Annotated in this window: 24 protein-coding genes; 13 read left to right on the forward strand and 11 right to left on the reverse strand. The window is 58.1% G+C overall.

Annotated features, from left to right (window positions below; all coding sequences use genetic code 11):
• Window positions 1-28: 28 nt before the first annotated feature.
• From ACWNMW_RS01665 to ACWNMW_RS01680, 4 genes are all read left to right on the forward strand, one after another.
• On the forward strand, window positions 29-1,114 hold the full coding sequence (locus tag ACWNMW_RS01665) for a hypothetical protein (protein WP_449489828.1): 1,086 nt from the start codon (window positions 29-31) through the stop codon (window positions 1,112-1,114).
• Window positions 1,115-1,167: 53 nt separating this feature from the next.
• On the forward strand, window positions 1,168-1,743 hold the full coding sequence (locus ACWNMW_RS01670) for a type II toxin-antitoxin system PemK/MazF family toxin (RefSeq protein ID WP_449489829.1): 576 nt from the start codon (window positions 1,168-1,170) through the stop codon (window positions 1,741-1,743).
• Window positions 1,744-1,772: 29 nt separating this feature from the next.
• The gene (locus tag ACWNMW_RS01675; RefSeq protein WP_449489830.1) at window positions 1,773-3,716 is read left to right on the forward strand and encodes a helicase HerA-like domain-containing protein; all 1,944 of its coding nucleotides are present in this window, start codon (window positions 1,773-1,775) and stop codon (window positions 3,714-3,716) included.
• Window positions 3,717-3,894: 178 nt separating this feature from the next.
• Window positions 3,895-4,350 carry a Dps family protein gene (locus ACWNMW_RS01680; protein ID WP_449489831.1) on the forward strand — a complete coding sequence of 152 codons (456 nt, stop codon included), beginning with the start codon at window positions 3,895-3,897 and terminating at the stop codon, window positions 4,348-4,350.
• 117 nt (window positions 4,351-4,467) lie between these two features.
• Here ACWNMW_RS01680 and aroD read toward each other — a convergent pair whose 3' ends face one another.
• Genes aroD through ACWNMW_RS01695 form a run of 3 tightly spaced genes read right to left on the reverse strand, consistent with a single transcriptional unit; the run spans window position 4,468 to window position 8,068 of the window.
• Entirely contained in the window at window positions 4,468-5,325 is an 858-nt protein-coding gene (aroD, locus tag ACWNMW_RS01685; RefSeq protein ID WP_449489832.1) for a type I 3-dehydroquinate dehydratase, read from the reverse strand.
• Between the two features lie 25 nt (window positions 5,326-5,350).
• Window positions 5,351-6,673, reverse strand: coding sequence for a tRNA dihydrouridine synthase DusB (dusB, locus tag ACWNMW_RS01690; RefSeq protein WP_449489833.1), 1,323 nt, complete (start codon window positions 6,671-6,673; stop codon window positions 5,351-5,353).
• A complete protein-coding gene (locus ACWNMW_RS01695) occupies window positions 6,674-8,068 on the reverse strand; it encodes a glycine--tRNA ligase (protein ID WP_314212709.1) in 1,395 nt (464 codons plus the stop codon).
• 168 nt (window positions 8,069-8,236) lie between these two features.
• Between ACWNMW_RS01695 and ACWNMW_RS01700 the strand changes: the two genes are divergently transcribed.
• The 3 genes from ACWNMW_RS01700 to ACWNMW_RS01710 are packed head-to-tail and all read left to right on the forward strand — an operon-like array spanning window position 8,237 to window position 10,921.
• Entirely contained in the window at window positions 8,237-9,157 is a 921-nt protein-coding gene (locus tag ACWNMW_RS01700; protein WP_449489977.1) for a hypothetical protein, read from the forward strand.
• Complete coding sequence (locus ACWNMW_RS01705; RefSeq protein ID WP_449489834.1) at window positions 9,154-9,942, forward strand: hypothetical protein; 789 nt, start codon at window positions 9,154-9,156, stop codon at window positions 9,940-9,942. The genes ACWNMW_RS01700 and ACWNMW_RS01705 overlap by 4 nt, the downstream gene beginning before the upstream one ends.
• 19 nt (window positions 9,943-9,961) lie before the next feature.
• Window positions 9,962-10,921 carry a hypothetical protein gene (locus tag ACWNMW_RS01710; protein ID WP_449489835.1) on the forward strand — a complete coding sequence of 320 codons (960 nt, stop codon included), beginning with the start codon at window positions 9,962-9,964 and terminating at the stop codon, window positions 10,919-10,921.
• 94 nt (window positions 10,922-11,015) lie between these two features.
• Here ACWNMW_RS01710 and ACWNMW_RS01715 read toward each other — a convergent pair whose 3' ends face one another.
• From ACWNMW_RS01715 to ACWNMW_RS01740, 6 genes are all read right to left on the reverse strand, one after another.
• Complete coding sequence (locus tag ACWNMW_RS01715; RefSeq protein WP_449489836.1) at window positions 11,016-11,738, reverse strand: hypothetical protein; 723 nt, start codon at window positions 11,736-11,738, stop codon at window positions 11,016-11,018.
• Window positions 11,735-12,631 carry an ATP-binding cassette domain-containing protein gene (locus ACWNMW_RS01720; RefSeq protein WP_449489837.1) on the reverse strand — a complete coding sequence of 299 codons (897 nt, stop codon included), beginning with the start codon at window positions 12,629-12,631 and terminating at the stop codon, window positions 11,735-11,737. The genes ACWNMW_RS01715 and ACWNMW_RS01720 overlap by 4 nt, the downstream gene beginning before the upstream one ends.
• Window positions 12,628-13,017 carry a GntR family transcriptional regulator gene (locus ACWNMW_RS01725; protein ID WP_449489838.1) on the reverse strand — a complete coding sequence of 130 codons (390 nt, stop codon included), beginning with the start codon at window positions 13,015-13,017 and terminating at the stop codon, window positions 12,628-12,630. Before ACWNMW_RS01725 ends, ACWNMW_RS01720 begins: the two co-directional genes overlap by 4 nt.
• A 193-nt stretch (window positions 13,018-13,210) precedes the next feature.
• Window positions 13,211-14,104: a sugar ABC transporter permease gene (locus ACWNMW_RS01730; RefSeq protein ID WP_449489839.1), complete on the reverse strand. Its 894-nt coding sequence runs from the start codon at window positions 14,102-14,104 to the stop codon at window positions 13,211-13,213.
• On the reverse strand, window positions 14,104-15,690 hold the full coding sequence (locus ACWNMW_RS01735) for an ABC transporter permease subunit (protein WP_295894849.1): 1,587 nt from the start codon (window positions 15,688-15,690) through the stop codon (window positions 14,104-14,106). The genes ACWNMW_RS01730 and ACWNMW_RS01735 overlap by 1 nt, the downstream gene beginning before the upstream one ends.
• A gap of 110 nt (window positions 15,691-15,800) precedes the next feature.
• Window positions 15,801-17,024, reverse strand: coding sequence for a sugar ABC transporter substrate-binding protein (locus ACWNMW_RS01740; RefSeq protein WP_295894852.1), 1,224 nt, complete (start codon window positions 17,022-17,024; stop codon window positions 15,801-15,803).
• A 169-nt stretch (window positions 17,025-17,193) separates the two neighbouring features.
• Here ACWNMW_RS01740 and ACWNMW_RS01745 point away from each other — a divergent pair, with 169 nt between their 5' ends.
• From ACWNMW_RS01745 to ACWNMW_RS01770, 6 genes are all read left to right on the forward strand, one after another.
• Complete coding sequence (locus ACWNMW_RS01745; RefSeq protein ID WP_449489978.1) at window positions 17,194-18,210, forward strand: LacI family DNA-binding transcriptional regulator; 1,017 nt, start codon at window positions 17,194-17,196, stop codon at window positions 18,208-18,210.
• 33 nt (window positions 18,211-18,243) lie between these two features.
• Complete coding sequence (locus ACWNMW_RS01750; protein WP_295893420.1) at window positions 18,244-19,230, forward strand: metal ABC transporter substrate-binding protein; 987 nt, start codon at window positions 18,244-18,246, stop codon at window positions 19,228-19,230.
• Window positions 19,231-19,321: 91 nt separating this feature from the next.
• Window positions 19,322-20,089, forward strand: coding sequence for a metal ABC transporter ATP-binding protein (locus tag ACWNMW_RS01755; RefSeq protein ID WP_449489840.1), 768 nt, complete (start codon window positions 19,322-19,324; stop codon window positions 20,087-20,089).
• Window positions 20,086-21,018 carry a metal ABC transporter permease gene (locus tag ACWNMW_RS01760; RefSeq protein WP_295893424.1) on the forward strand — a complete coding sequence of 311 codons (933 nt, stop codon included), beginning with the start codon at window positions 20,086-20,088 and terminating at the stop codon, window positions 21,016-21,018. The genes ACWNMW_RS01755 and ACWNMW_RS01760 overlap by 4 nt, the downstream gene beginning before the upstream one ends.
• 45 nt (window positions 21,019-21,063) lie before the next feature.
• Window positions 21,064-21,459 (forward strand): Fur family transcriptional regulator, encoded by a 396-nt coding sequence (locus tag ACWNMW_RS01765; protein ID WP_295893426.1) that lies wholly within the window; start codon window positions 21,064-21,066, stop codon window positions 21,457-21,459.
• Window positions 21,456-21,992 carry a hypothetical protein gene (locus tag ACWNMW_RS01770; protein WP_449489841.1) on the forward strand — a complete coding sequence of 179 codons (537 nt, stop codon included), beginning with the start codon at window positions 21,456-21,458 and terminating at the stop codon, window positions 21,990-21,992. The genes ACWNMW_RS01765 and ACWNMW_RS01770 overlap by 4 nt, the downstream gene beginning before the upstream one ends.
• A 221-nt stretch (window positions 21,993-22,213) precedes the next feature.
• Here ACWNMW_RS01770 and ACWNMW_RS01775 read toward each other — a convergent pair whose 3' ends face one another.
• Both ACWNMW_RS01775 and recO read right to left on the reverse strand, forming a co-directional pair.
• A complete protein-coding gene (locus ACWNMW_RS01775; RefSeq protein WP_449489842.1) occupies window positions 22,214-23,053 on the reverse strand; it encodes an isoprenyl transferase in 840 nt (279 codons plus the stop codon).
• The gene (gene recO / locus ACWNMW_RS01780) at window positions 23,050-23,790 is read right to left on the reverse strand and encodes a DNA repair protein RecO (protein WP_299062902.1); all 741 of its coding nucleotides are present in this window, start codon (window positions 23,788-23,790) and stop codon (window positions 23,050-23,052) included. Before recO ends, ACWNMW_RS01775 begins: the two co-directional genes overlap by 4 nt.
• Window positions 23,791-23,913 lie beyond the last annotated feature (123 nt).

The following is a 23,913-nucleotide window of genomic DNA, read 5'->3' on the forward strand; positions in this document are numbered from 1 at the left end:
TGTGCATTCAACGAACGGGACTCAGGTGGTGACTACCCTCGTCCATGCTGCCCGGAAAGGCACTCATCCGTGGTGGCATTCGCCGGCAATTTGCCGCATTCCCCGTCGCGTCGACCATGATCTTGCTCGCCAGCTCGGCGAAGAAGCAATCCGCTTTGCTCGAGTCGGCGTTGATGCTTTTTTGCTTTCTCCGATCCCCCAGATGATTTGGGGCGTCAATCCAGAACTTGTTTCTCTGGTCAAGCGTTTCCACAGGGTCGGTGTCAAAATCATCGTCCATCTTCCTGGTTCGGCTGAGTGGAATACGCGTGATTTCAATGGTCCTTACTCCGCTGACGAGACTGTGACGACTCTGCTTGGGCGCGTTCGCGCATGCGTAGATGCGGGGGTCGACGGCATCGATCTGGGGACTCTACCGCTTATGCACTATGGGCCCAATTCAGCTGAGCGCCAGGAGTTCATGCATCTCTTGCGCGTGGTCATGGCTGAGGTGGCCAACACCGATACCTTGCCCATTCTGACTTCGAGTCTGCCCCACATGGACGACTCAGATTTGCAAGAGATTCTTCAAGAGTCGTGGTTCCATCACCTGCGCAATGACACTCTCCTCGATATCGAGTGGAAGCACCCGCAGCTGTGCGATGCTATCGCGAATACTTTCGCCAACCGCGATCCGGTGGGACATATCGCCGCTTGGCCTGCGCTTCCCTACGATGACAGCGAGATTCATCGCGCGCACACCCTTTTTGCGCTTGCCCTTCCGGGAGCTACTTATTTTGATTCGCCGTCAAAAGAAGCCATTTCCAGTTCCTTTGTGTTGATGGTTCAGCAGGCCTTGCGCACGCGCGAGGAGCACGGGATGGGAACGGGCTCTCTTGCCCATGTACGAGGCCTCCCCTGGGCTGGTCCGGATTGCTTGGTTCACATGAGCGCTCAGGTTTTGGTTGTTTTTAATACATCAGATACCACCGTTGTCGTTCCTTGCGAACACCGTCCGTTGGTGTCAACGGGAGTTCTGCCTACCTCTATTGCTTCCGATACTCTGCTAGCCCCTGGCCAGTGTGCCTGGTTTGAAACCGCACGGGTTCACCCGCGTGCGTTTGTCACGGAATAAGCACTGAACTGCCCGTACACTTAGATCACTGTTCCATCACACCTGGAGACCACGTGGACTTCATTAAGCGACTTCTCGCGATTTTCATCCAGGCCGCAGGCCAGAGCGTCCAAGACGAAATGCGCTCATCGAAGCGCCGTAAGCGCTCGTCTTCTTCCCGCAGTGCAGGTACTCAGGCGCATTCCCCCAAGGCTCGCACGGCCTCGGGAAAGGAAAACAAGGTCTGGGATGTGCGCGCGCTCGGCTTGCCGCCTTTCCAATACGCTCCCAATCCCGATGGCGACGCGGATCCGGGTGAAGTCGTGTGGACATGGGTCTCCTACGAGGATGACCCCAGCCAAGGCAAGGATCGCCCCGTCGTTGTCCTTGCGCGCGTGCCTGAAGGCCTTGTCGTCGCACAGCTCACTTCTAAGGACCACCGCAAGGATGCCGAGCAAGAGGCACATTGGGGGCGCTATTGGTTCCCGATCGGCACCGGCGCTTGGGATTCGCAAGGACGTCCCAGTCAGGTGCGCTTGGATCGCCTGCTTATCGTCGACCCTGCGGATGTTCGCCGCGAGGGTGCAACCGTCGATCACTCGACCTATAACGCCGTGTGCGATGCCTTGCGCGCGCACTGGAATGCCTAAGTTTTCCCATAACACTGCGAGGACGAACCATGACTGATTCCGCTGAAATTGCTCGCTTGAAGGCCGAGGCCGCACGGGCCGCCGCCGAAGCTGCTGCCGCTAAGGCACAAGCCGCGCAGGCTGCACTCGACGCTGCTCTTGCCGCGCAGGCTGGTCAGAGCGACCAGAGTGAGACCGCGTCCCAGGCAGCTGCACCCGAGGCAGCAACCCAGCAGGCGGCTCCCACCGAAACTCCTGCAGCACCTGTGGAAAGCGAACCCACTACCCCGGCCGAGGCCTCGGCAAGCGAAGGGGAATTGCAGGGCTACGCAGAGCAGGTCCGCGCGGGATACTCCTTCACCGCGCCATCGATGCGACTGGGGGCTTTCTTGGACGGCGACACCCCGGTTCCGGGCGCTCCCGTCGGCATTCCCCTGGGCTTGATGAACCGTCACTGCCTGGTTGCGGGCGCAACAGGTACGGGTAAGACGCGTACCCTCCAGCTCATGGCAGAGCGCCTCTCCGAGGCCGGAGTCCCCGTTTTCGTCACCGATATCAAGGGAGACCTGACGGGTCTGGCGCAGGCGGGAAGCTCTTCCGAAAAACTCCTCGCACGCTGCGCAAGCATCGGACAGAACTGGGAAGGAAAGGCCTTCCCCACTGAACTGCTCACTCTGGGCGGACGCGGCGAAGGCGTTCCAATCCGCACCACGATCACTGAATTCGGGCCGCTCTTGCTCTCGCGCGTCTTGGGCTTGAACGATACACAGTCCTCAGCACTGCAGTTGATCTTCCACTGGGCCGATGGCCAAAACCTTGCGCTCATTGACTTGAAAGACCTGCGCGCCGTCATCGACTACCTGACAAATAACGACGAGGGCAAGGAAGAACTCAAGGGAATCGGCGGCGTCTCCCCGGCAACCGCGGGCGTGATTTTGCGTGAACTAGCTGCTCTGGAGGCCTCGGGCGGCGACGTTTTCTTCGGTGAACCCGCCTTCGATATTTCCGACCTTATGCGCGTGTCCACGGATGGTCGCGGCGTCATTTCCTCCCTTGAGTTGCCCGATTTGGGCAGCCAAGGCGCATTGTTCTCGACCTTCCTCATGTGGCTCTTGGCTGAGCTTTTCCAGACGCTGCCCGAAGTGGGCAATCCGGATAAGCCCAAGTTGGTCTTCTTCTTCGACGAGGCCCACCTGCTCTTCACCGATGCCTCCAAGCAGTTCCTGCAGGCTGTTGTGCAGACGGTGCGATTGATCCGTTCCAAGGGCGTGGGCATTGTGTTTGTGACCCAGTCCCCCACTGACGTTCCCGACGAGGTTCTTGCTCAGCTCGGTTCGCGCGTTCAGCACGCACTGCGCGCACACACGCCGAACGACGCGGCGAACCTCAAGAAGGCAGTGTCCACTTTCCCAACCTCGCCCCTGGATTTGGCGGAGGTCTTGACCTCGCTGGGTACCGGTCAGGCGGTCGTGACGGTTTTGGATGAGAAGGGCCGCCCAACCCCGGTTGCGCCGACCATGCTGGATGCTCCGGCCGCGGTCATGGGGCCAGCCGAGGCCTCGGTCGTATCCTCGATCGTGAACTCATCCCCCTTGCTCGCCCGCTACCGCGATGCAGTCGACAATGAGTCGGCGTTTGAGCTCATGGAAGCGCGCCTTGCTGCAGCAGCTCAGGCCGCCGAGCAGGCAGCCGCTGAAGCCCAGCGTGCGCTTGACGAGGCAAAGGCTCGCAAGGAAGCCGAAAAACAGGCAGCGAAGGAAGAGGCTGCGCGTCAGAAGGAACTCGAGCGCCTGCAGCGTGAGGTTGAAAAAGCTGAAGAGCGCCGTCAGCGCGAGTTGGAAAAGGAGGCCTTGCGCCGTCAGCGTGAGGCTGAGAAAGCGGAAGAACGCCGCCAGCGGGCAACACAACGCGTCATCGAGTCCACTGTGAAGACTGTGGGAACGACCGCTGCTCGTTCACTCACCCGTTCGATTCTGGGGACGCTTTTCAAGTAAATTCGAAGATTTTCTGGCGCTTCTCGACACTTTATCGACGACCTGTCACAACCCCTGTCGGATATTTCACCTTACGGCGCGAAAGGGAATGAAATCGATAAAAATGGAGTTGTCAGAAGTGATGGCAATGGTGCGTCCCTTATGGGGCGCATATACAGATAGGTTTTAGGAGAACAATATGACTAAGGCACACCCCGTTGTTGCAGCAGCTCTTCAGCAGGCTCTCGTTGATTTGACCGATCTGTCACTTCAGGGCAAGCAGGCACACTGGAACATCGAAGGCCCCGGCTTCCGTTCGCTCCACCTGCACCTGGACGAGATCATCGATGAGGTTCGCCTTGCCGCTGATGATGTCGCCGAGCGCATGGCAGCAATTGAAGTTGCTCCTGATGGCCGCGCAGCGACCGTCGCAGCAACCTCGCTGGTTGACCCGATGGAGCCCGGCTTCCTGCCCACCGATAAGACCGCTCGCCAGTACGAAGAGCGTCTGCTTGGCGTCGCCGAGCGCATCAAGGCAACCCTAGATCCGGTGGACGAGCACGATCACCTGTCTAACGACCTGCTGATCGGCATTGCAACCGGCCTGGAGAAGCAGGCCTGGATGCTGCGCGCAGCAACCAAGGATCTCAACTGATTATTTGAGTTTCGCTTCAAGCGGGGGCACCTCTTCGGAGGCGCCCCCACTTTTGTCTTTCAGTCTCAGATGCCCCTCAAGGCGTATTTCTCCCCTGAAAAGCACCCGCGAGGGCCTTCATTCGCGCCCGAGCCTCTCCGCCAATTCCCGCGCCCCCCACTGACCGGGCGCGCTCTCGCGGCCACTCACGGCCACGAAAGAAGCGACTCCCCCATCTTCAGGTTGAGTCGCACGCGTCTGGCGGCCACACTCACCCATCGCTAAGACGATTGACGGGGCCGACACGTACTCGGACGCCCACCTTTGCACCAATTCAACATTGAGCGCGTCGCGCTCCGAATTGGCTAAAACCGCAAGCTTTGCAACGTCTGCACCCAAGGCTGCCATGGTTTCCAGAAGCTCTCGCATGATCTCCGATTCGGGAGTCACCTCAAAGTCATGGAAGGACATGACGACCTTCGCACCCGCAGCATGTGCCTTCTCGGTCAGTGCAGGTGCAGCCGGAGCCATTTCCACATCCACCGCATCCATTCCACACTCGGCCAGTAGCTCAACGATCTGGCCATAAACCGGCGTTGAAACTTCAGCATTCCCGCCCTGAGCAACTGTGCGAACAGTAGCTAAAACAGGAACATCCGAAGCATCCAAGATCTCTGCCGCAGACCTCGAAATCTCTTCGCGGGCCTGGTCACTGAGTTCCTCACCTGAAAGCCCCGCAAGAACATCCAAGTAGTCCACACGCCACTCGAACATATCGTGCGGCTCCGATGCGGCGGCCCCGATCTGTTCAACGACTCCACGCGCGTCCCCCGCCATCAGAGGAACAATGAAAACCACCGGCTGCCCACCGCCCAGAAGTACTCGGCCTCGTGGAGGAATAGCTCCCGCAGGGTCAAGCAATCCCGCGCCCAGACCCGAAGGTGCTGCGCCGTAGGCCTCGCCCAAATCACTGCGTCCAATAACAACAGGTTCCATGACGTCCCCTCTGCTCAGCAGCCCTTTAGTAGCCAACTTCTGCATGATGAATCGACGCCCGCTCGGCGTCCGTCAAATAACGGTGTTCCAACCAGCCGTCAGGCAGGTGCGGGGTCTTCTCTCCCCCAGCGCGCCCACGAGGCCCACGCGCGGCCTCGGGAAAATCTTGATCAAGATCCAAATCGGTCAGGCGATCGCTCAGTTCATCAAGCGTAGAGACCATCCCCAGCGCATGGCGCTGCGGCCCACCCACCTTGAAACCACGCAGGTACCAGCCGATATGCTTACGCATTTCGCGCATCGCGCGGTCTTCATCGCCTTCTTCTTCCACGCACCAGCGCGCGTGGGTTTCGATGATGGCGGCAACCTCGCGAAGTGAAGGCGCGGGGAAAGCCGGCCGCCCGTGGTAGGCGGCCACGATATCGCGGAAAATCCACGGCCGCCCCTGCGCGCCTCGGCCAACAGAAATGCCATCGCACCCGGTCTGACGCATCATCGCGATCGCATCCGCGGCCTCGAAAACGTCACCATTACCGAAGACCGGAATATCCAGGGCTTCCTTAACGCGCGCAATGTAATCCCAGTGCGCTTGGCCCGCGTAGTGCTGGGTTTGGGTGCGCGCGTGGATCGTCACGGCTGCCGCACCAAGTTCTTGGGCGATCTGCGCGGCCTCGAGGCCGGTCTCATGTCCACTATCAATTCCCATGCGGATCTTCACCGTCACCGGGATCTCGCGGCCACGTACATCCCCGCTGACCCGCGCCTGGGTAACAACCGCGCGTAGCAGGTCGGTGTAGAGGTCCCGTTTCCACGGAAGCGCCGCTCCCCCGCCCTTTCGCGTCACTTTGGGCACCGGGCAGCCGAAGTTGAGGTCGATATGATCGGCGTACTCGCCTTCGATCATGATCTGGGTTGCGCGCGCCATGACCTGTGGGTTCACGCCGTAGAGCTGCACGGAGCGCACGCGTTCGGCAGGGTCAGGGCGAATCATCGCCATCGTGCGCGCGCTTCCCTCAACGAGGGCTCGGGAGGTCACCATCTCCATGACGTACAGGCCCGCAGGCGCATCAACGTGGGGCGTCAGTTCCGCGCCCGCGCCACTTTCTTTCCCAATTCCCGAGGCCGCGGCTGGGCGAGCGCTCTCAGCAGCGCCGGGAAGAGCAGCCGGACTGGGCATACCAGTCAGGGGCGAAGGCCCACCCAAGGCCTCTTCACCAAACATGCGACACAATCGGCGGAAAGGCGCATCCGTCACTCCGGCCATTGGGGCCAAGACGACGGGAGTAAACAGCCGCAGTGGCCCAACCTGCAAGCAGGCTGGGCCACTAGCGTGAGACTGCGAGGTCACTCAGCAAACTCCCAAGCGCTCAATCAGGTAGGACTTGACCTGGTCGAGCGGAATGCGGACCTGCTCCATCGAGTCGCGCTCACGAATGGTGACGGCGTGATCCTCAACGGAATCGAAGTCGTAGGTGATGCAGTAGGGAGTGCCAATCTCATCCTGGCGACGGTAACGACGGCCAACGGCGCCAGCATCGTCGTACTCGATATTCCACAGCTCGCGCAGTTCTTCTGCGAGCGCCTGCGCCGGGCCGGTCAATTCTTCCTTACGCGACAGGGGCAGGACGGCGACCTTGACGGGAGCCAGACGCGGGTCAAGCTTGAGGACAACGCGCTTGTCGACGCCGCCCTTTGCGTTGGGGGCTTCATCCTCGTGGTAGGCCTCGATGAGGAAGGCCATGAGGGAGCGGGTCAGGCCTGCGGACGGTTCGATGACGTAGGGGGTCCAGCGTTCGCCGGTCGCCTGATCGAAGTAGTCGAGCTTGGCGCCACTGGCCTCAGCGTGAACACCGAGGTCGTAGTCGGTACGGTTCGCGATACCTTCAAGCTCGCCCCATTCAGAGTTCTGGAAACCGAAGCGGTATTCCAGGTCAACGGTGCGCTTGGAGTAGTGCGAGAGCTTTTCCTTGGGGTGTTCGTATTCACGCAGGTTTTCGGGATCAATACCCAGGCCCACGTACCATGCCTTGCGGTAGTCGATCCAGTACTGGTGCCATTCTTCGTCAGTTCCGGGTTCGCAGAAGAACTCAAGTTCCATCTGCTCAAACTCGCGGGTGCGGAAGATGAAGTTACCGGGGGTAATTTCGTTGCGGAAAGACTTACCGATCTGGCCGATGCCAAAAGGCGGCTTCTTGCGTGCCGCGGTCATGACATTAGCGAAGTTAACGAAGATTCCCTGCGCAGTTTCGGGACGCAGGTAGTGCAGGCCGGCCTCGTCATCAACGGGGCCAAGGAAGGTCTTAAGCAAACCCGAGAAGGCCTTGGGCTCGGTCCACTGGCCGCGCACGCCACAGTTCGGGCAGGCCACGTCTTCCAGCGAAAGGGAGGATTCTTCAACGCCCTTCTTATCCGCGAGCTCTTCAATGAGCTGGTCTTCGCGGGAACGCTTGTGGCAGTTCAGGCACTCGATGAGCGGGTCGGTAAAGGCCTTGACGTGTCCGGAAGCAACCCACACCTCGCGGGGCAGGATCACCGAGGAGTCCAAGCCGACAACGTCTGCGCGGCGGCGAACCATGTAGTTCCACCATTGGCGTTTGATGTTCTCTTTGAGTTCCACGCCCAGCGGGCCGTAGTCCCAAGCGGAGCGAGTACCGCCGTAAATTTCACCACAGGGGAAAACAAAGCCTCGGCGCTTGGCAAGAGAGATAACGGAATCAAGACGAGAGGTGGATGGCTGTGCCACGAAAACTCCTTTTTTAGGGCTCACCGCACCTGGCTGGCGCAGTGGTCTGTGCATATTTTAGCCGGTGAATGCTTGGGGGGCTTGAAGAGTGCCACGCGAGCCAGTAATTGCTGAAAAGTCAGCAGATTGCTTTGTTTGTTTCCCTTGTCATAGCATCAAGGCGTGCGCATGGTGATTTCGACCTTGGCCTACACGATCCCGCGCGGGATGGTCATCGTGTGGGTCCTCGTTTTTGCCCTGCGTCTTGTGTTCATGCTTTTTGTTGCATTCAGTAACTCGCGTTTAGCTCAGCGAGCTTGGCCATTTACGAACGTCCACACATTAGATCCGGCGAATTTTCTACGCCTGTGCGCGTGGGCTTTGTGTGCGCTGCTTGCTGGAATGACAGTTTTTGCTCGGCAGCACGGTTTCGCCATGCACATCGTGCTTTTTCTTGGCTGGAGTACGTGCGCCTCTATTCTTCTGATCCCCCTGTGCCTTCTGCCTCGAAACTTTCCGACGTGGCTGGACCCCAGATGGCACGACAGCGTCCGCAAGGGGCTTGTCGATGAAGTAGGGAATCTCCTTCCCCGCGGCGGCACGGTTCGTACCACTACAGAACTCACACTGGGTGGCGGCCAGAAAAGAGAGTTCTCGACTCGTATTGCCCTTCCCCTAGGCTGGCAGCGCGTTGAGGAAATGCCTTCTTATCTCACGTCCACTCCTTTGGCCCCTCTCGTTTTGGTCGCTCAAGGCCCTATGGATTACGAAAATTTGCGTCCATCAACGCTGTCAGTCTGCGCGACTCCGGCCAGCGGCGAGCAACGTCTACCGCTGGGAACTTTAAGCGCGGCAATTGCCAGGCAGATTCCGGGGTGGTTCACGCTCGACGAGATCACACAGAGCAAGCCGAAAGCGTCCCTCATGTGCACGGGAACATACACTGATGAAGGCGTTTCCTTGACGGCTATTCAATGGTCATGGGTTGAAAAACTCGACTCGTCGACCTTCGTCAGGATCACTGCCACAGCAACAACAACGACGCGCATGTTTCCCGAGCATTTCAAGGACATAGGCAAGATGGTGACGAAGATCAGCGTGGCATCATGAGCACTTTTTTCTCCGCTCCCCTGAACCTTCCGACAGCCTCGGTTCCCGCGTTCATTGCTCTCGCGGGTCCCGAAGAATCCGCGCGGGAAGGTCTTTCGGGGGAAGCCCAGCTGTGCCTCGATAAGGTTTTCGAGGCCGATGGTGCTTTGAGCGCGCACGCTCAGATGCTCCTTGCACCGATCCGCGAGGACAGCACTCCCCTCACGCAATTTGCGCTTTCACCGCGTTACGCCTCGTCCGGAGTTCGCAGGCAGTGCGCCTTCATCGCTCCGGGACAGTCGACCATTCTCAGTAGTTTGAAAGAACCTGAAACAACCCAGGTTTATCTTGCGGAAACGCACGATGTACCGCAGATCGTCGCAGAGTTTTCAACTTTTCCTTCCCTCAAGAATCGCTTCGATGGCCCCAAACGCGTGCCCATCGAATTCATTGATGCAGCAAATTCCGGTGATGCCTTGACCGCGCACGACATCCTCCTTGAAGAGTTGCAGAAATCAAAGAAGCGGTCGTCTTTTACTCGTTTGGTCAGGGAAAAGGACTGGGAATACGCCGTGTGGACAAGCTGGATGCGAAGTCCTCAGGGCTATCATGCGCACCGCAGTTACACTGTTCTCTCTGTTCCCTGGGCAGCCTACTTGGTGAGTGCACGCACGCTTCCCGAAAGCTATCTGACGCAGCCCTTCAATGCGCCAAATCTTGCTCATGCTTCGGGCCCGGTAGGAGACTTGGAGAAGTGCACGCGAACAGAGCTGTGGGCAAAGCTCGCGCCTTTTGTCGTGCCCTAGGAAGTGTGGAGAGCAAATCATGAGATATCAGTTGTTGTATGCCATCGCGTGGACAGTGGCCCCCGCCGTGTTCTTGTTTTCCTGGTGGTTGGAAACCTACAGCGATTCGCGTCTTGCTGAGATCTTGCGCGGTTTCTTCGCAACTCGTTTTGCTCCCGCTCGGAAGATTGCCCGCCGCTTGATCTGGACCATTGCGGCGCTTTGCGGCGGTATCTCATTCTTCTCCCTGACTCTTTGGGGAGCGGGCCCTATTTCAGGGGTCCTATTCTTTGCGTGTTTAGCCCTGCTATTGGTCGGCGCTGGATTTATGTTCCCTTTTCCCTTTTCGCTTCCGCGGTGGATGGACGCGGATTGGCAATGGTATAAGCGCCACGATTTGGTTGACGAGAACGGGAATATCACCAGCAAATACGGAAAAACTGCCCGGGAGGCACTGCGTTTTACCTTGAGTGAGGGACGCGCTGTTATCGTGAGCGCCCGCCTTCCTCTGTCTATGCAATGGCGTGAGCTCCCCCGAGACACTCCGTCTCAGCTGCTTCCGCCTTCCCCAGCGACTCCCTTGTCTTCTCGATTGATCGTCGCCCAGGGCCCCTCAGATCCCCAGTCAGGTTTTCCTTCGTCCTTTACGGTTACCGCATCCCTTGGAGATACCGATGCGCTTCCCTCAGTCGGCGAGCTTTCTGCAGCGTTGAACGTGAAACTCCCCGGCTGGAGCACTCTGGCAGAAGAAGACGTAGAACCTGGTCGTTACTCTCCTTCGGGAGAGTCTTCAGCGATCTTCGCTAAAGCTATTCGTTGCAAGGGCGTGTACTCCGATGCCGCGAACTCATACACGGTCGTTCAATGGGTGTGGAGAATACCCATGACTGCGGATTCTTTCGTGGTGATCACCGCAACCGCAACCACGACCACCTCCCTCTTTGCAACTGTCGCAGAAGACATTTCAGAGATGTTCACGAAGCTCAAGGTCGAACTCTAGTTTTGTCTCTCGAGGCCGCGCCCGAGGGCACTCGCGCTAAGAGAGTGTGGGGAGCAACCTAAGTTGCTCCCCACACTCATTTGGCCGATGTGCCTTAGCCGATGCGACGGATGTGGCCGGATGCCGTCAGGGGCCAGCCCGCGACGACAACTGCTGCCGAAATAAGGCCGAGCAGCCAAAAGGCCGGATCCATCGGGGGCAGATAGCCTGACTTGTGGACAAGCGTGAGAATCACCCAAGTGATCGGCACGCCGATGCTACAGATACCCAGCGGGATTGCGAGCATGAGCGCGAAAGCCCTCTTCCAGGTCGAGCCGATGCAACGAGAAACTCCTCCGATAAAACGTCCGGCCCCATCGCAGACGACCCAAGCGAAGACAACAAATAACCACGTGTCGACGCCGAGCGGAAAGGAGCCACGTCCCATGAAGAAGAGCAGGGGATGGATTGCGATAAGAAGCCACCAGATAAGAGACCCCAAGCCAATGATGACAATGGAATGCACGTAACTCGCTGCGGTGAGTGCGGTGCGCGAGCCACCGCTAAGAGCAGAGGCTCGCAAGTCGACGGTGGCGCTGATGATCCCACAGATAAAGAGGAAAGTACCCGTGACAAAAGCGGAGTTTGTGGCGGACTGTTCAATGTTCTTGGTGACATCGGAGACTGATAGGTAGACGATGCCGTTGATCGCCAAGTTGGTGAGGAACTGGCAGCCCACCACCAGCAGGTAGAGCACGACAGTGAATCGCGAGCGAACAAGCCCAATACGCAGGGGCGAGGGGGAGGATTTGATGAGGTCTGGGGTTGCGGTGTTCATTGGTCGTTCTCCTGGATGAGGTAGGCGAAGGCGTCCTGGAAAGAACAGGGTGAGGAGGTCAGTGAGTGGGATGCAATCTCATGGTCAGCGACACCACGGCCACGCAGGTCCACAACTATCTCTCGTGCGGACCCAAGCGCGCGAGAAGTAATGACGGCAATATCGGAATGATCGGCCAGGAAGCGTTCCACGTCAGCGGCGTTACCGGTAATCGCACAGAAACGCGAAGTGAACTCGTCAACGCCCTCATGGGCAAGCAGACGCCCATTTTTGAGGGCTACGACGTCTTCGGCAACGTTTTCAAGTTCGGACACCATGTGCGAAGAGATGAGGAAGCTGCGCCAGGGACGGCGCCCTTCCATGATGTCAGCTGCCAGAGTGATCAATTCCTCGTAGAACGCGTATCTGGTGGGGACGTCCATGGGAGCCTGAATCTCGTCAAGGATAGTGATGGGAGCACCCGAGGCCAGCGCGACGGCACCGGTCAAGATGGCAGCCTGCCCCGAAGACACTTTGCGCAACTTCTTACGGCCCTTCAGCTGAAAGTCAAAACGCTGGACATAGTGGTCAAAAAGTTTCTGATCCCACGTCTGGCGCAGCGAGGCATAGGCAACCAGCGCGGCGGCCGAGGAGTTGTCGAAGTCCCTGTCCGAGGAGACCATGATCGAGTATCCGAGCAGGTCATTAGAGCTCACCTTCGTTCCATTTATGGACACGTTTCCTGCCGAAGACGGGAGCAGACCGCCCAGGATCTGCATGAGCGTCGTCTTGCCCGAGCCGTTGGGGCCAACGAGGGCGGTGACGGTTGCGTCCCCGAGGGTGAGCGAGATGTCGCGCAGCGCCGCCTCGTTCTCTCCCGGATACGTGTGACTGATGGAGTTGAGGGTAATCATGAGCGTTCCTTGGCAGTAGTGTCAGCGTTGTAGGCGCGGACGTGGTCGATGATGGCGTCGAGGTCGAGGCCCAGGGCCAGGCCCGCTTCGACGGCGGGGTTCAGGGTCTCCTCCACGTAGGTGGCGAGCCCGTCGGCCACGAGCGCGCGGCGGGCGCCTTCGGCGACGAACATGCCGATGCCGCGTCGCTTTTCGACGAGTCCCTCGTCGACGAGAATCGCGAAGGCCTTGCCGACGGTGGCCGGGTTGATGCGGTAGGTCGCGGAGTACTCCGTGGTGGAGGTGAGCTGATCCCCGGCGCGCAGGGCGCCGCGCAAGATCTGCGCGCGGATGTCGTCGGCGATCTGCACGTAGATCGGGATCCCCGAGACGAATGTGGGTGCCATGCGCAGGTCCTCCCTTCAGCTTCAGTGGTTCATTACATGACTAATGAACCATATAACCAACCAACCTGTCAAGTCCCACACGAAAATCTCTTGCGAAGCACCGCCCTCCCCGGCTTTCGCGCACAAAAAGAACCCCGGCCTCGTCCCCACAAAGAGGAACGAGGCCGGGGCCGGGTCAGCGAGAAGCGGGCGCTCAGCCCTTCACCGCACCAGAGGTCAAACCGGAAACGATGTACTTCTGCAGGTACTGGAAGAGCAAGATCACCGGAATTGCAGCGATGATCGATCCAGCCGCGAAGACACCCCACGGGGCATTTCGTTCGTCGGCAGCCCAGTTGTACATACCGACCGCCAGCGTGTACTGATCGGGGGTTTGCATAACAACCTTGGCAATGACGAAGTCGCCGAAGCTGGAAATGAAGCTCAGCAGACCAACAACTGCCAGAACAGGAAGAACCAGCGGCATGATGATGGTCCAGAAGGTCTGGGCATGGGACGCACCGTCAATTTCTGCAGCCTCGTCAAGCTCGCGAGGAACGGAGTTGAAGAAACCGAAGAGCAGGAAGGTGTTCGACCCCAACGCTCCACCAAGGTAGACGCAGATCAGACCGAGCTTCGAGTTCAGGCCCAGCGCAGGGAAGATGTCCTTAATTCCCAGCAAGAGCAGGAACAGAGCCACGAAAGCCAGCATCTGCGGGAACATCTGAACCAGAAGCAGGAAGGTCAGGGTTCCGCGACGGCCTCGGAAGCGGAAGCGACTGAAGGCGTAGGCAGCGGCCGCACCCATGAGGACCGTTCCAATTGCAGTGACGGTCGAAACCACCAGTGAATTAAAAATCCACTGCCAGTACATGCTGTATTGATCCGAACCCAATGCCTTGAAGTTATCGAAGGAGATTCCATTCGACAGACTCAGCGGCGCAGTCAAAACAGCATTCGGAACAAAAGACACCGAAAGCACGTAAAGCAGCGGAATAACGCAGTAGATGATGACAGCGATACCGACAATGTGCTTCCAGCCAATTTCACGCCACCAGTGCGCGCCACGAAGAGTGGTCAACTGTGCTTTGTTCTTACGTTCAGCCATCACAGTTCCTCCAATGCCTTCGTCTGACGGAATCCAAGCCAGGCAATCACGCCAACCACCACGAAGATGAAGATCGACATGGCCGATGCCAGACCGTAGTTGTATCCACCGCCGGCGAAGGCGATCTTGTAGACCATCGAGATCAAGATGTCAGTCTGCCCAAGCGAATACTGCGCACCTTCAAAGTCGGGGCCACCCTTCGTCAGCATGTAGATCAGCGAGAAGTTGTTGAAGTTGAAGGCGAAGCAGGCGATGAGCAACGGAGTGGTGGACTGCAAAACCAGTGGCAACTTAATTGACCACACTGTGCGCAGACCAGAAGCGCCATCCATCTTTGCCGCTTCCTCAACATCTCCCGGAAGAGACTGAAGTGCACCCAGACACACTAGGAACATGTAAGGGAATCCCAGCCAGAGGTTAACCCCCAGAATCGCAAACTTCGCGAGGATGGGATCACTGAGCCACGGGATCTGTGCACCACCGAAGAAAGTCCGGTTGATGAAACCAAATTGTTCGTTGAGCATGCCCTTCCACACCAAGGTTGCCAAGAAGGCCGGGAATGCGTAAGGAAGGATCATCAGCGACTGGTAGATCTTTCGACCTCGGATGCGCTGATCAGAGAAGATCAACGCAAGGACCAGTCCGAAGGCGAAAGTCGTCAGCACCGAACCGATAGCAAAGACAAAGGACCACACCAAGGAACTTACGAAAGGCTTAACCAGGCCGGAATCCTTGAACATTGCGGTGTAGTTCGAGGCGCCAACAAAGACTCGCCAGCCGGTGGACAGCTGGTTCCCCTGGCTATCTTCAAAGACACCCTTTTGGTTATTCGCCTTGTAAACAACACCGGTTTCGGTGTTCGTCAGAGCATCGGCGGCTTCGTCGTAGGTGAAGGTGGACTTGGCGAGGTAGCCAGAAGTTCCATCCGTCGTTAGATAGAAGCCATCATTCGGGTTAGAACTCACGGGGACCGTCAGTTTGGAAACTTCCGTCTGGCGGCTGGCAAGAGCACCCAGGTCAAGGACTTCATAGCCCGAAACCTCGGTAATTCCCATTGCAGTGACCTTACCTTGGACGCTCTGGAGGGGCTTGGTTGCCGTACCGAGCTTCAGTTCGCCTGTCGCGGGGTCTGCGACAACGAGGCCGAGTTCACTTCCGTCTTCAACGACCGCGGTCTGGACAGTTGGAGCCCCTTCAACACGCTGACGGTTCGACGAAAGAGCAACTTCAATCGCGTCTGCCTTTGTTGAGTTGTGGCCATCTCCGTAGTTGGTCAAAGAAACATACCCGGTGTAGCCCATGACGAAGAGCTGGTAGATCAAGAGGAAGATCATGCCGGGAAGAAGATATTTGGCAGGAAGTGCCCTCTTCGAAAAATAAACCCAGTTAATGATGATGAGCAGGACCGCCATCACACCGATGATGATCCGAGAATTAACGGCCCATGCCGCCATGATTCCATAGATGCCCAGCGCGTCAATGAGCATCATGATGACGAGTTTGACAATAAAACCGGGTCGCATGACATCACGCGCATGCGAGGTTCGGTCCTTCTGAACGGTATTCGAGGAAGAAGCTGCAGGCATTGTGGTCCTTCGTTACCTATAACAGCGATTAGGGGACCGTGAGCACAAAATGCTCAGGTATGGGTTTTGCGGGCGCCCCGTTTTGGCGCCCGCAAAACCGAGAGACCTGACTACTTGTTCATCGAGGTCTTGATGTTGTTAACCATGGTCTCCCACGAGGATGCGGGATCGGCGCCATTCACGATGGCAACCTCAGTCTTGCCCCAGTAATCCCACACGGAACCCATTGCGGGGATTGCCGGCATGGGGAGGCCCTTTCCGGCGATGGAAGCGAACTGCTTGAGGTTTTCGTCGGTGAGCGAGTCAGCAACTTCGGTCATTGCCGGAACACGTCCGCCCAGCTGCTGCAGCTTGGACTGTGCTTCCTTGGTCTCCAGGTACTGGAAGAACTTGCTGACCAGAACCTGGTTCTGGGTCTTGGAGCTCTGGTAGAACATCTGGACGCCGACGAAGGGCTTGGCTTCCTTGCCACCTGCGGAAGGAATCGGGAGGACGGAGACGTCGAGTCCGGCTTCCTTAGCAGCGGTGACGTTCCAGGGGCCGGTCACCATGTAGGCTGCGTTGCCCTTGAGGAAAGCATCCTTGGCGACGTCAGCGGTGATATTCGGGTTAAGGGTCTTTGCTGCGCCCTGCTCCTTGAGCCACTGGGTGAACTCGGATGCGCCTTCGCCGCCCAGGGTCAGATCAGAGGTGTAGGAGCCGTCAGCGGACTGCTTGAAGACCTCGTTACCGAAGGAGCTCTCGAAAGCGTAGAGGTGGTAGGGATCGCCGTCGGTGCTCATCTGAACAACGAAGGGGTACTCCGAACCAGCCTTCTTACCCGAGGCAACCATTTCGTCGAAGGTCTTCGGGGAATCGGAAGTGAGCTTGTTGTTACGAACCAGCGCAACAGACTCAACGGCGTAGGGGACGCCGTAGGTCTTGCCGTCGTAGGTCACGCCCTGGATTGCTGCCTCAGAGAACTTTGACTTTGCATCGCCCAAGTCAACGGGGGAAACAACACCGTTCTTCACCATCTGGCCGAGCTTGTCGTGAGCCATAACGATGATGTCGGGGCCATTTCCGGTCGGAACCTGGCTGATGAACTCCTGGTCCATGTCGGTCTCAGACTTCTGAACAACCTGAACGTCAACCTTGGTGGCTGCGGTGAAGTCCTTGGCCAGCTCTTGGATCTGCGAGTAACGGGTGTCATCGGCCCACACCGTCAGCGAACCGACGGAAGAAGCGCTCGCGCTCGCCGACTGGCTGCTCGAAGAGCTCGAGCTTCCATTCGAGCACGCTGCAAGCGTTGCTGTAACTGCCAAAACTCCGCATACTGCTATGCCTCGTCGCATGTCAACTCCTGATCAATTGAGTATTGCTCGTACATAGTTGTACTTCGCACTTAAGACCACTCTAATCACAGAAAATCATTTTCAGCAAGCGGTTTCAGGATTGTTAGAAAAATGATATCTTTGGGTTACATCCCGTCTATCATGCATGCCCATTCTGAAAGGCCCTTCGATGTCGAAGAACCGCACCCGCATGGCCGACATTGCCTCACATGCCGGTGTTTCTATCGCAACCGTCTCGCGCGTATTTAACGGAGTCGGACAGGTCTCGGACGACACTCGATACCGAGTTCTCACAGCAATCGACGAACTTGGCTACGAACGCCCCAGCATGCTTGCCGATGACAATCGCCTCATCATCGGAGTAATCGTCCCCGAACTGACAAATCCCATTTTTGCCACCTTCGCTCACACCCTCCACACAGAGGTCGACAGGGCGGGTGGCCAGGCATTTATCGCCTCGCAAACCCCCGGCACCACCAGCGAAGAAGAACACACTCAAGCCTTTCTTGCGCGAGGAGTTTCAGGACTCATCTTTGTCTCTGGCCGCCACGCAGACCTGCAAGCGGACCTGAGCCGCTATACAAATCTCTCCCAGATTCATCTCCCCTTCGTCACGATTAACGGCGCTCGGAACGAGGTCCAAGCGCCAGACTTTTCAACGGAAGACGCTCTGGGAATTCGTGCATCAGTCCAACACCTCAAAGAACTAGGCCACCGCAAGATTGCAATGCTCGGTGGACGTCATCACGTCGTCCCAGCACTGCGCAAAGGCGAGGCCTTCCGCCAAGTCATGTCCCAAGAACTTGGGATCCCCAACCCTATGGTCGTGGAAACCTTCTACACTTACGAGGCCGCGGCCTCGGCAACCCATTCCCTGATCGATGCGGGAATTACGGCGATCATTGCCGGATCAGATCTGCAGGCAATGGGTGCAATCAGGACCATTCAGTCGAGAGGACTGAGCGTTCCCGGAGACATTTCGGTAATCGGCTTTGACGACTCCTTTCTCATGCCCCATCTCTCCCCCGCTCTTACAACGGTCCGACAGCCGGTTGAAGCTATCTCACATTCGGCAGTCTCTTCACTCTTCGATGCGATCCACTCACAAAAACCGCAGCAACATCAGGATTTTGCGTTTACTCCTGACCTCGTCGTACGCGCTTCCACAGGGCGAGCCCACTTTTGACAATCGTTATCAATACGCTTGATAATGATTATCATGAGTTTTTCGCGTTCACATACTGTTTTTGCCGTTACCGCCGCCGCAGCGCTTGCACTGAGCGCATGTTCTTCTTCGGCTTCCTCACCTTCCTCAAGCGCTTCAAGCTCCCAAGCTTCCGCTTCCCCCATGAAGGTCATGGCTAGCTTCTACCCCCTCCAGTACCTGACCGAGAAGATCGGCGGAGACCTGGTCAGCGTCGAGTCCCTCACCCCTCCGGGAGCAGAACCCCACGACCTCGAATTGTCGAACCAAAAAGTCCAGCAGCTCTCCCAGGCAGGAGCTGTCGTTTACCTCAAGGGTTTCCAATCCGCAGTCGACAAGGCCGTTGAGCTCAACGCCCCCAAGACCGTCATCGACGTGTCGACCAGCGTTGACCTGGTTGACGCAGAAAAGCACGAAAGCGAACTAGATGTCGCTGACGACGGCGAAAAGACAGAAGAAGCTCACGAACATGAGCACGAGCACGGTTCAACCGATCCTCACTTCTGGCTCGACCCCACCCGCATGGCTAGCGCAGCTACCCAAATCGGCGACGCCCTTGCCCAAGCAGATCCGGCCAACGCCGAAACCTACAAGAAGAACGCTGCTTCCATGAAGTCTCAGATGGAAGCCCTGAGCAAGAAGCTTGTCGACGGCACTGCAAAGTGCCAGCACAAGGAATTTGTGACCTCTCACGAGGCCTTCGGATACCTTGCTGACCGCACCGGCCTCACCCAGCTGGGCTTGTCCGGCCTCGATCCCGATTCCACCCCTTCCCCCGCACGTCTCAAGCAGATTTCCGATGCGGTCAAGGCAAAGGGAATCACGACCATCTTCACCGAAGAGCTCCTCAGCCCCAAGGTTGCTGAAACCCTGGCAAAGGATCTGGGAATCACCACTGCAGTTCTCGACCCGATCGAATCTCAGGCCGATGATTCGAAGGACTACGAAGCAGTGATGAACGAGAACCTTGAAGCACTGCAAAAGGCTCTGAGCTGCGAGTAAACACCGCACCAGATTTGAACTGATATCTCCGCGTTGGGGCGGCATGATTCCACAGTGAACCATGCCGCCCCAACGACTACACTCGACACTAATGGGAACGACATTCAATATCTCTACTGACCCGGTGATCGCACTGGACCATGTCCACGTCGCTTGGGAACACGACCTCATTCTTCACGGCATCACCGCTTCAATCCCCCAAGGGCAATGCGTCGCCGTAACCGGCCCAAATGGCGCTGGAAAATCCACGCTCATGAAAGCAATCCTTGGGACGGCCCCCATTTCTTCGGGAGATATCACGCTTTTTGGCAATTCCATCCAAAAGCGCTCCTCAATCCCATGGCAGCGGATCGGCTATGTTCCCCAACGAGCATCCTCAGGCGGCGCGATTTCTTCATCATGCATTGAAGTTGTTCTCTCCGGACTCCTGGGAAACCGCAAGTGGTGGCACTCTCGCGGCGACCGCACCAAAGCACTCGACGCACTGCGCGCCGTCGGCCTCGCACATCGCGCGAAGGACCCACTCCACATTCTTTCCGGCGGTCAACAACAGCGCGTACTCATTGCGCGCGCATTGGTCCGCAAGCCGGAACTCCTCATCATGGACGAACCCATGGCTGGGATCGACGCATCCTCACGCGCTAGGCTGGCTGAAATCTGCCAAGCCGCAAAGGACGAGGGGGTCACAATCCTGCTGGTACTCCACGAGTTAGGCGAACTTGCCCCAGTCCTCGACCGTGAACTCCACATCCGATCCGGACACTTTACCTATGACGGCCCTGCCCGAAGCGAAGCGCGCGATCCACACGCCGACCACTGCACTACGGCCGACCACCGCGAAACGGAGGGAAGCCGATGATCTTCGATATGCTCGCATCCCCGTTGATGCAACGATCCCTTCTTGCTGCGCTCTTGGTCGGCTTATGCGCGCCAATCGTCGGGACCTACCTAGTGCACCGTCGCCTCGCGATGCTCGGTGATGGGATCGGCCACATCTCCTTGACGGGAGTCGCCTTGGGATGGCTTGCCGGGACCGCCGCAAATGTCACGCCGCATGATCAGTGGGCAATCCCCGGAGCCCTAGTTGTGTCCTTACTTGGCGCGGTTACCATCGAGCTTGTCCGCCAGTCCGGGCGAACTTCCTCAGACGTCGCCCTTGCCATGCTCTTTTACGGCGGTATCGCCGGAGGCGTACTGCTCATCGGGCTGGCTAACGGCACATCTTCCCAGCTGAACGCCTATCTTTTCGGCTCAATTTCAACTGTTTCAAGCAGTGACGTCTGGTCGATTTGTCTCCTGGCTCTTGTCATTGTCGTGATCGGTATCGGGCTGCTTCCCGCACTCTACTCGGTGACAAATGACGAGGAATTCGCTCGCTCGACCGGGCTTCCTGTGCGCGCACTCACCATGCTCATCGCGATTTTGTCAGCCCTTACAGTTGTTGTCGCGATGCGAATCGTTGGGTCGCTCCTTGTCTCGGCTCTCATGGTCGTTCCCGTAGCGATCGCACAATTGGGGGCGCATTCCTTCCGCCGGACCATGGCGTATGCGATGGTCCTGGGAGCAGTGCTATGTCTGGGCGGTTTAACCCTGACCTACTACGTCGACCTCTCCCCCGGCGCAACAATTGTTGTTGGGGCGATTGCTCTCTATGCTGTTGGATACGGAATCCGAGGCCTACGCGACCACTTCCGCCGCAAGCAGAGGATGCGCGCACTGTCCGCCCCCGCTGATCATCCCGAGGCCTCGCGCACGGACCAGGCCCACGCCACCACCGCGCGCGGCTAGGGATACGAAAAAGGAAACATAGGCCTCGTCAATGAAAGGATCGCCATGCAGCGAATGACCAAGCAGCGCCAGGCGGTTTTCGACAACCTCAGTGAGCACCGCGACTTCCGCAGCGCGCAGAAGGTCTTCGAGGACCTGACCTCGCGCGGGCACAAGATCGGCTTGGCGACGGTTTATCGCAACCTCCAGGCATTGGCTGAAGACCATCAAATTGACGTCCTGCGCTCCAGCGAGGGCGAGGCCCTGTATCGCAAGTGCGATACTCACACGCATCACCACCACCTGGTGTGCCGCAATTGTGGGCGAGCCGAGGATTTGGGTGTTGAAGAACTTGAAAAGTGGGTTTCTACGGTTGCGCAGACGCACGGTTATACCCAGATTGAGCACTCGATTGAGCTCTTTGGCCTGTGCGCCGACTGCACGCGAAAGGCAAACAATTGACACCCTCGTGGGCGTCCTCGGGACTGCCGCTCTTTATCTTCCTGTTTTTCGTTGTTTTTCATCGCGCACAGCTGACCTATTGGCTGGGTCGCGGTGCAGCAAAAGGCGCGTTGGCCTCTGCGGGGAAGAACGGCCTGCGAGGAAAGATCGCTGCTTGGTTTAACGGTCCCGTCCCGAAGTACGGTGCTCGGCTGCTCGAGCAGTGGGGAATCGTCATCATTCCCCTGTGCTTCCTCACTGTCGGCGTTCAGACTGCAGTCAATGCCGGAGCTGGCGTCGTGCGAATGTCATGGAAAAAGTACACGCTCGCGATGATTCCGGGCTGTATCGCTTGGTCGATCATGTACGGTCTAGGCATGCTCGCCGTGTGGATGGCGGTTGTGCGCGCGGCAGCTGGTTCGGTGTGGGCTTGGCTTGGCCTGCTTGCAGCGGCTGCGGTTGTCGCAACGGTCGTTCTGGTCAAGCGACGCCGCGGGCGCGGAAGCGAACAGAGCCTCGAGCACGCCGAATTGACACAGGAAGTCGCGGAATAACACACGCCATCCGTGCCTTCCTCCGCCCCCTCCCCAAATGACACACGAAGTCGGAAAAAGACACAGGGCATAGCCTGTGACATTCACCGACTTCATGTGGAGCTGGCGCGGAGCGTGCGTGAAACACACGCGGAGCAGCGGAGAGTGGGCGCAAAACACACGCGGAGCAGCGTGAGGCGCGGATGAGGCAGTAGAAACTGGACGGCTCAGCGCACGAGGCCCTAAGCGCCAGCCCCACCAGCCACAAGGTCCTGAGCGCCGCCAAAGCGCCGCTCACGCCCGGCGTATTCAAGAAGACAGTCCCACAGCGCCTCGCGGTCAAAAGTCGGCCACGGTTTCGGACTAAACATGAATTCCGCATAGGCCATCTGCCACAGCATATAGTTCGAGAGCCTCTGCTCCCCCGAAGTTCGGATCATCAAATCAACATCGGGAACATCGGGCAGATACAGGTGGCGAGCAAAAGTCCGCTCATTCACCCCGCGCGGCGACAAACGCCCCGCGGCAACATCTTGTGCGATCGAGCGCGCAGCATCCGCGATTTCCGCGCGACCCCCGTAATTCACGCACATCACCAAATCCAAAGTGGTGTTTTGATGCGTTTTTTCTTCCGCGCGCTCCAAAGCGTGAATGACCGATTTCCACAGTTTCGGCTCGCGCCCGCTCCAGCGCACGTGCACTCCCCACTGGTTCAGCAGCTCCGTTCGCCGAGCCAAGACATCGCTGGCGTAGCTCATGATGAAGCGGACCTCTGCAGGCGAGCGCTTCCAGTTTTCCGTCGAGAAAGTGTAGACGGAAAGATAACGCACTCCCGCGTCGATGGCCCCGGCGATCGTGTCGAGAAGCGCATATTCGCCGGCCCGGTGTCCCTCGGTGCGCGGAAGTCCCCGATCATTGGCCCAGCGCCCATTGCCGTCCATAATGATGGCGACGTGGCGAGGTACTTCCCCGGCCGCAAATTCGGGTGCTTGCCGAGGCCACTGCCCCGGTCCTGCGACCGGCTGACGTGGGTCTTTGGGCGCGCGATCCATGGGCGTCAGTTGTGCGAATTCAGAGCTCATCCGTGTGCGCTCCTTTCCAGGAGTTGCAGTGATTTTAAGCGTCGCTCGATATGCCATTGAGTGTAGCTAGAAACCAGTCCCATCATTTCCGAGCGCGCCCACGTCGGCGAGTTATCAGCATCATGCCAATCACCGCTTAGAAGAGATCCCATGAGCTCCATTGAGTCAGGAGCCGGAAGAGAGGCGCCGGGTGGGCGACAGTTCTCGCACACGGCACCGCCTTCGGTGATCGAAAAGGCAGCGTGTGGTCCTTCGGCTCCACACACTGCGCAGTCGAAACAGGACGGGGCCCACCCTGCGATCGCTAGGGCGCGAAGCATGTACGAGGCCAAGATCAGGGCTGGGTCGTGCCGGCGATGAGACAGTGCGTGGAGCGCTCCGACCAGCAGAAGATACTGCTGGTGGGTCCCGTCGTCTCCGTCGCTTGATAGTTTGTCTGCGGTTTCAACGATGACCGAGGCCCGTGAGTAGAGTTCGTAGTCAGAGGCGAGCATTTCCCCATGGGAGGCAATCGTTTCAACTTGAATGATCGTGTCGAGGCTTCGCCCGCGATGAAGCTGAATATCGACGACAGAAAAGGGCTCGAGGCGTGCTCCGAACTTAGATGTTGTTCGGCGCACGCCTTTGGCAACAGCACGTACCTGGCCATGTTCAGAGGTCAGGAGCCAAATGATACGGTCGGCCTCACCTAGTTTTTGCGTGCGCAAAACCACGGCCTCGTCCCTGTAACTCCTGATCACCTTCTTATTTTCACATTCCCTGCCAGAGCAGGCCCGCCGCGACACAAAATTGCGCTTGGGGCCGAAGTGACCCCAAGCGCAATATGCCTGTGTAATTTCAGATCCTGCATCGCCCGAATA

The organism is Actinomyces sp. Marseille-QA0893 (assembly GCF_976954355.1).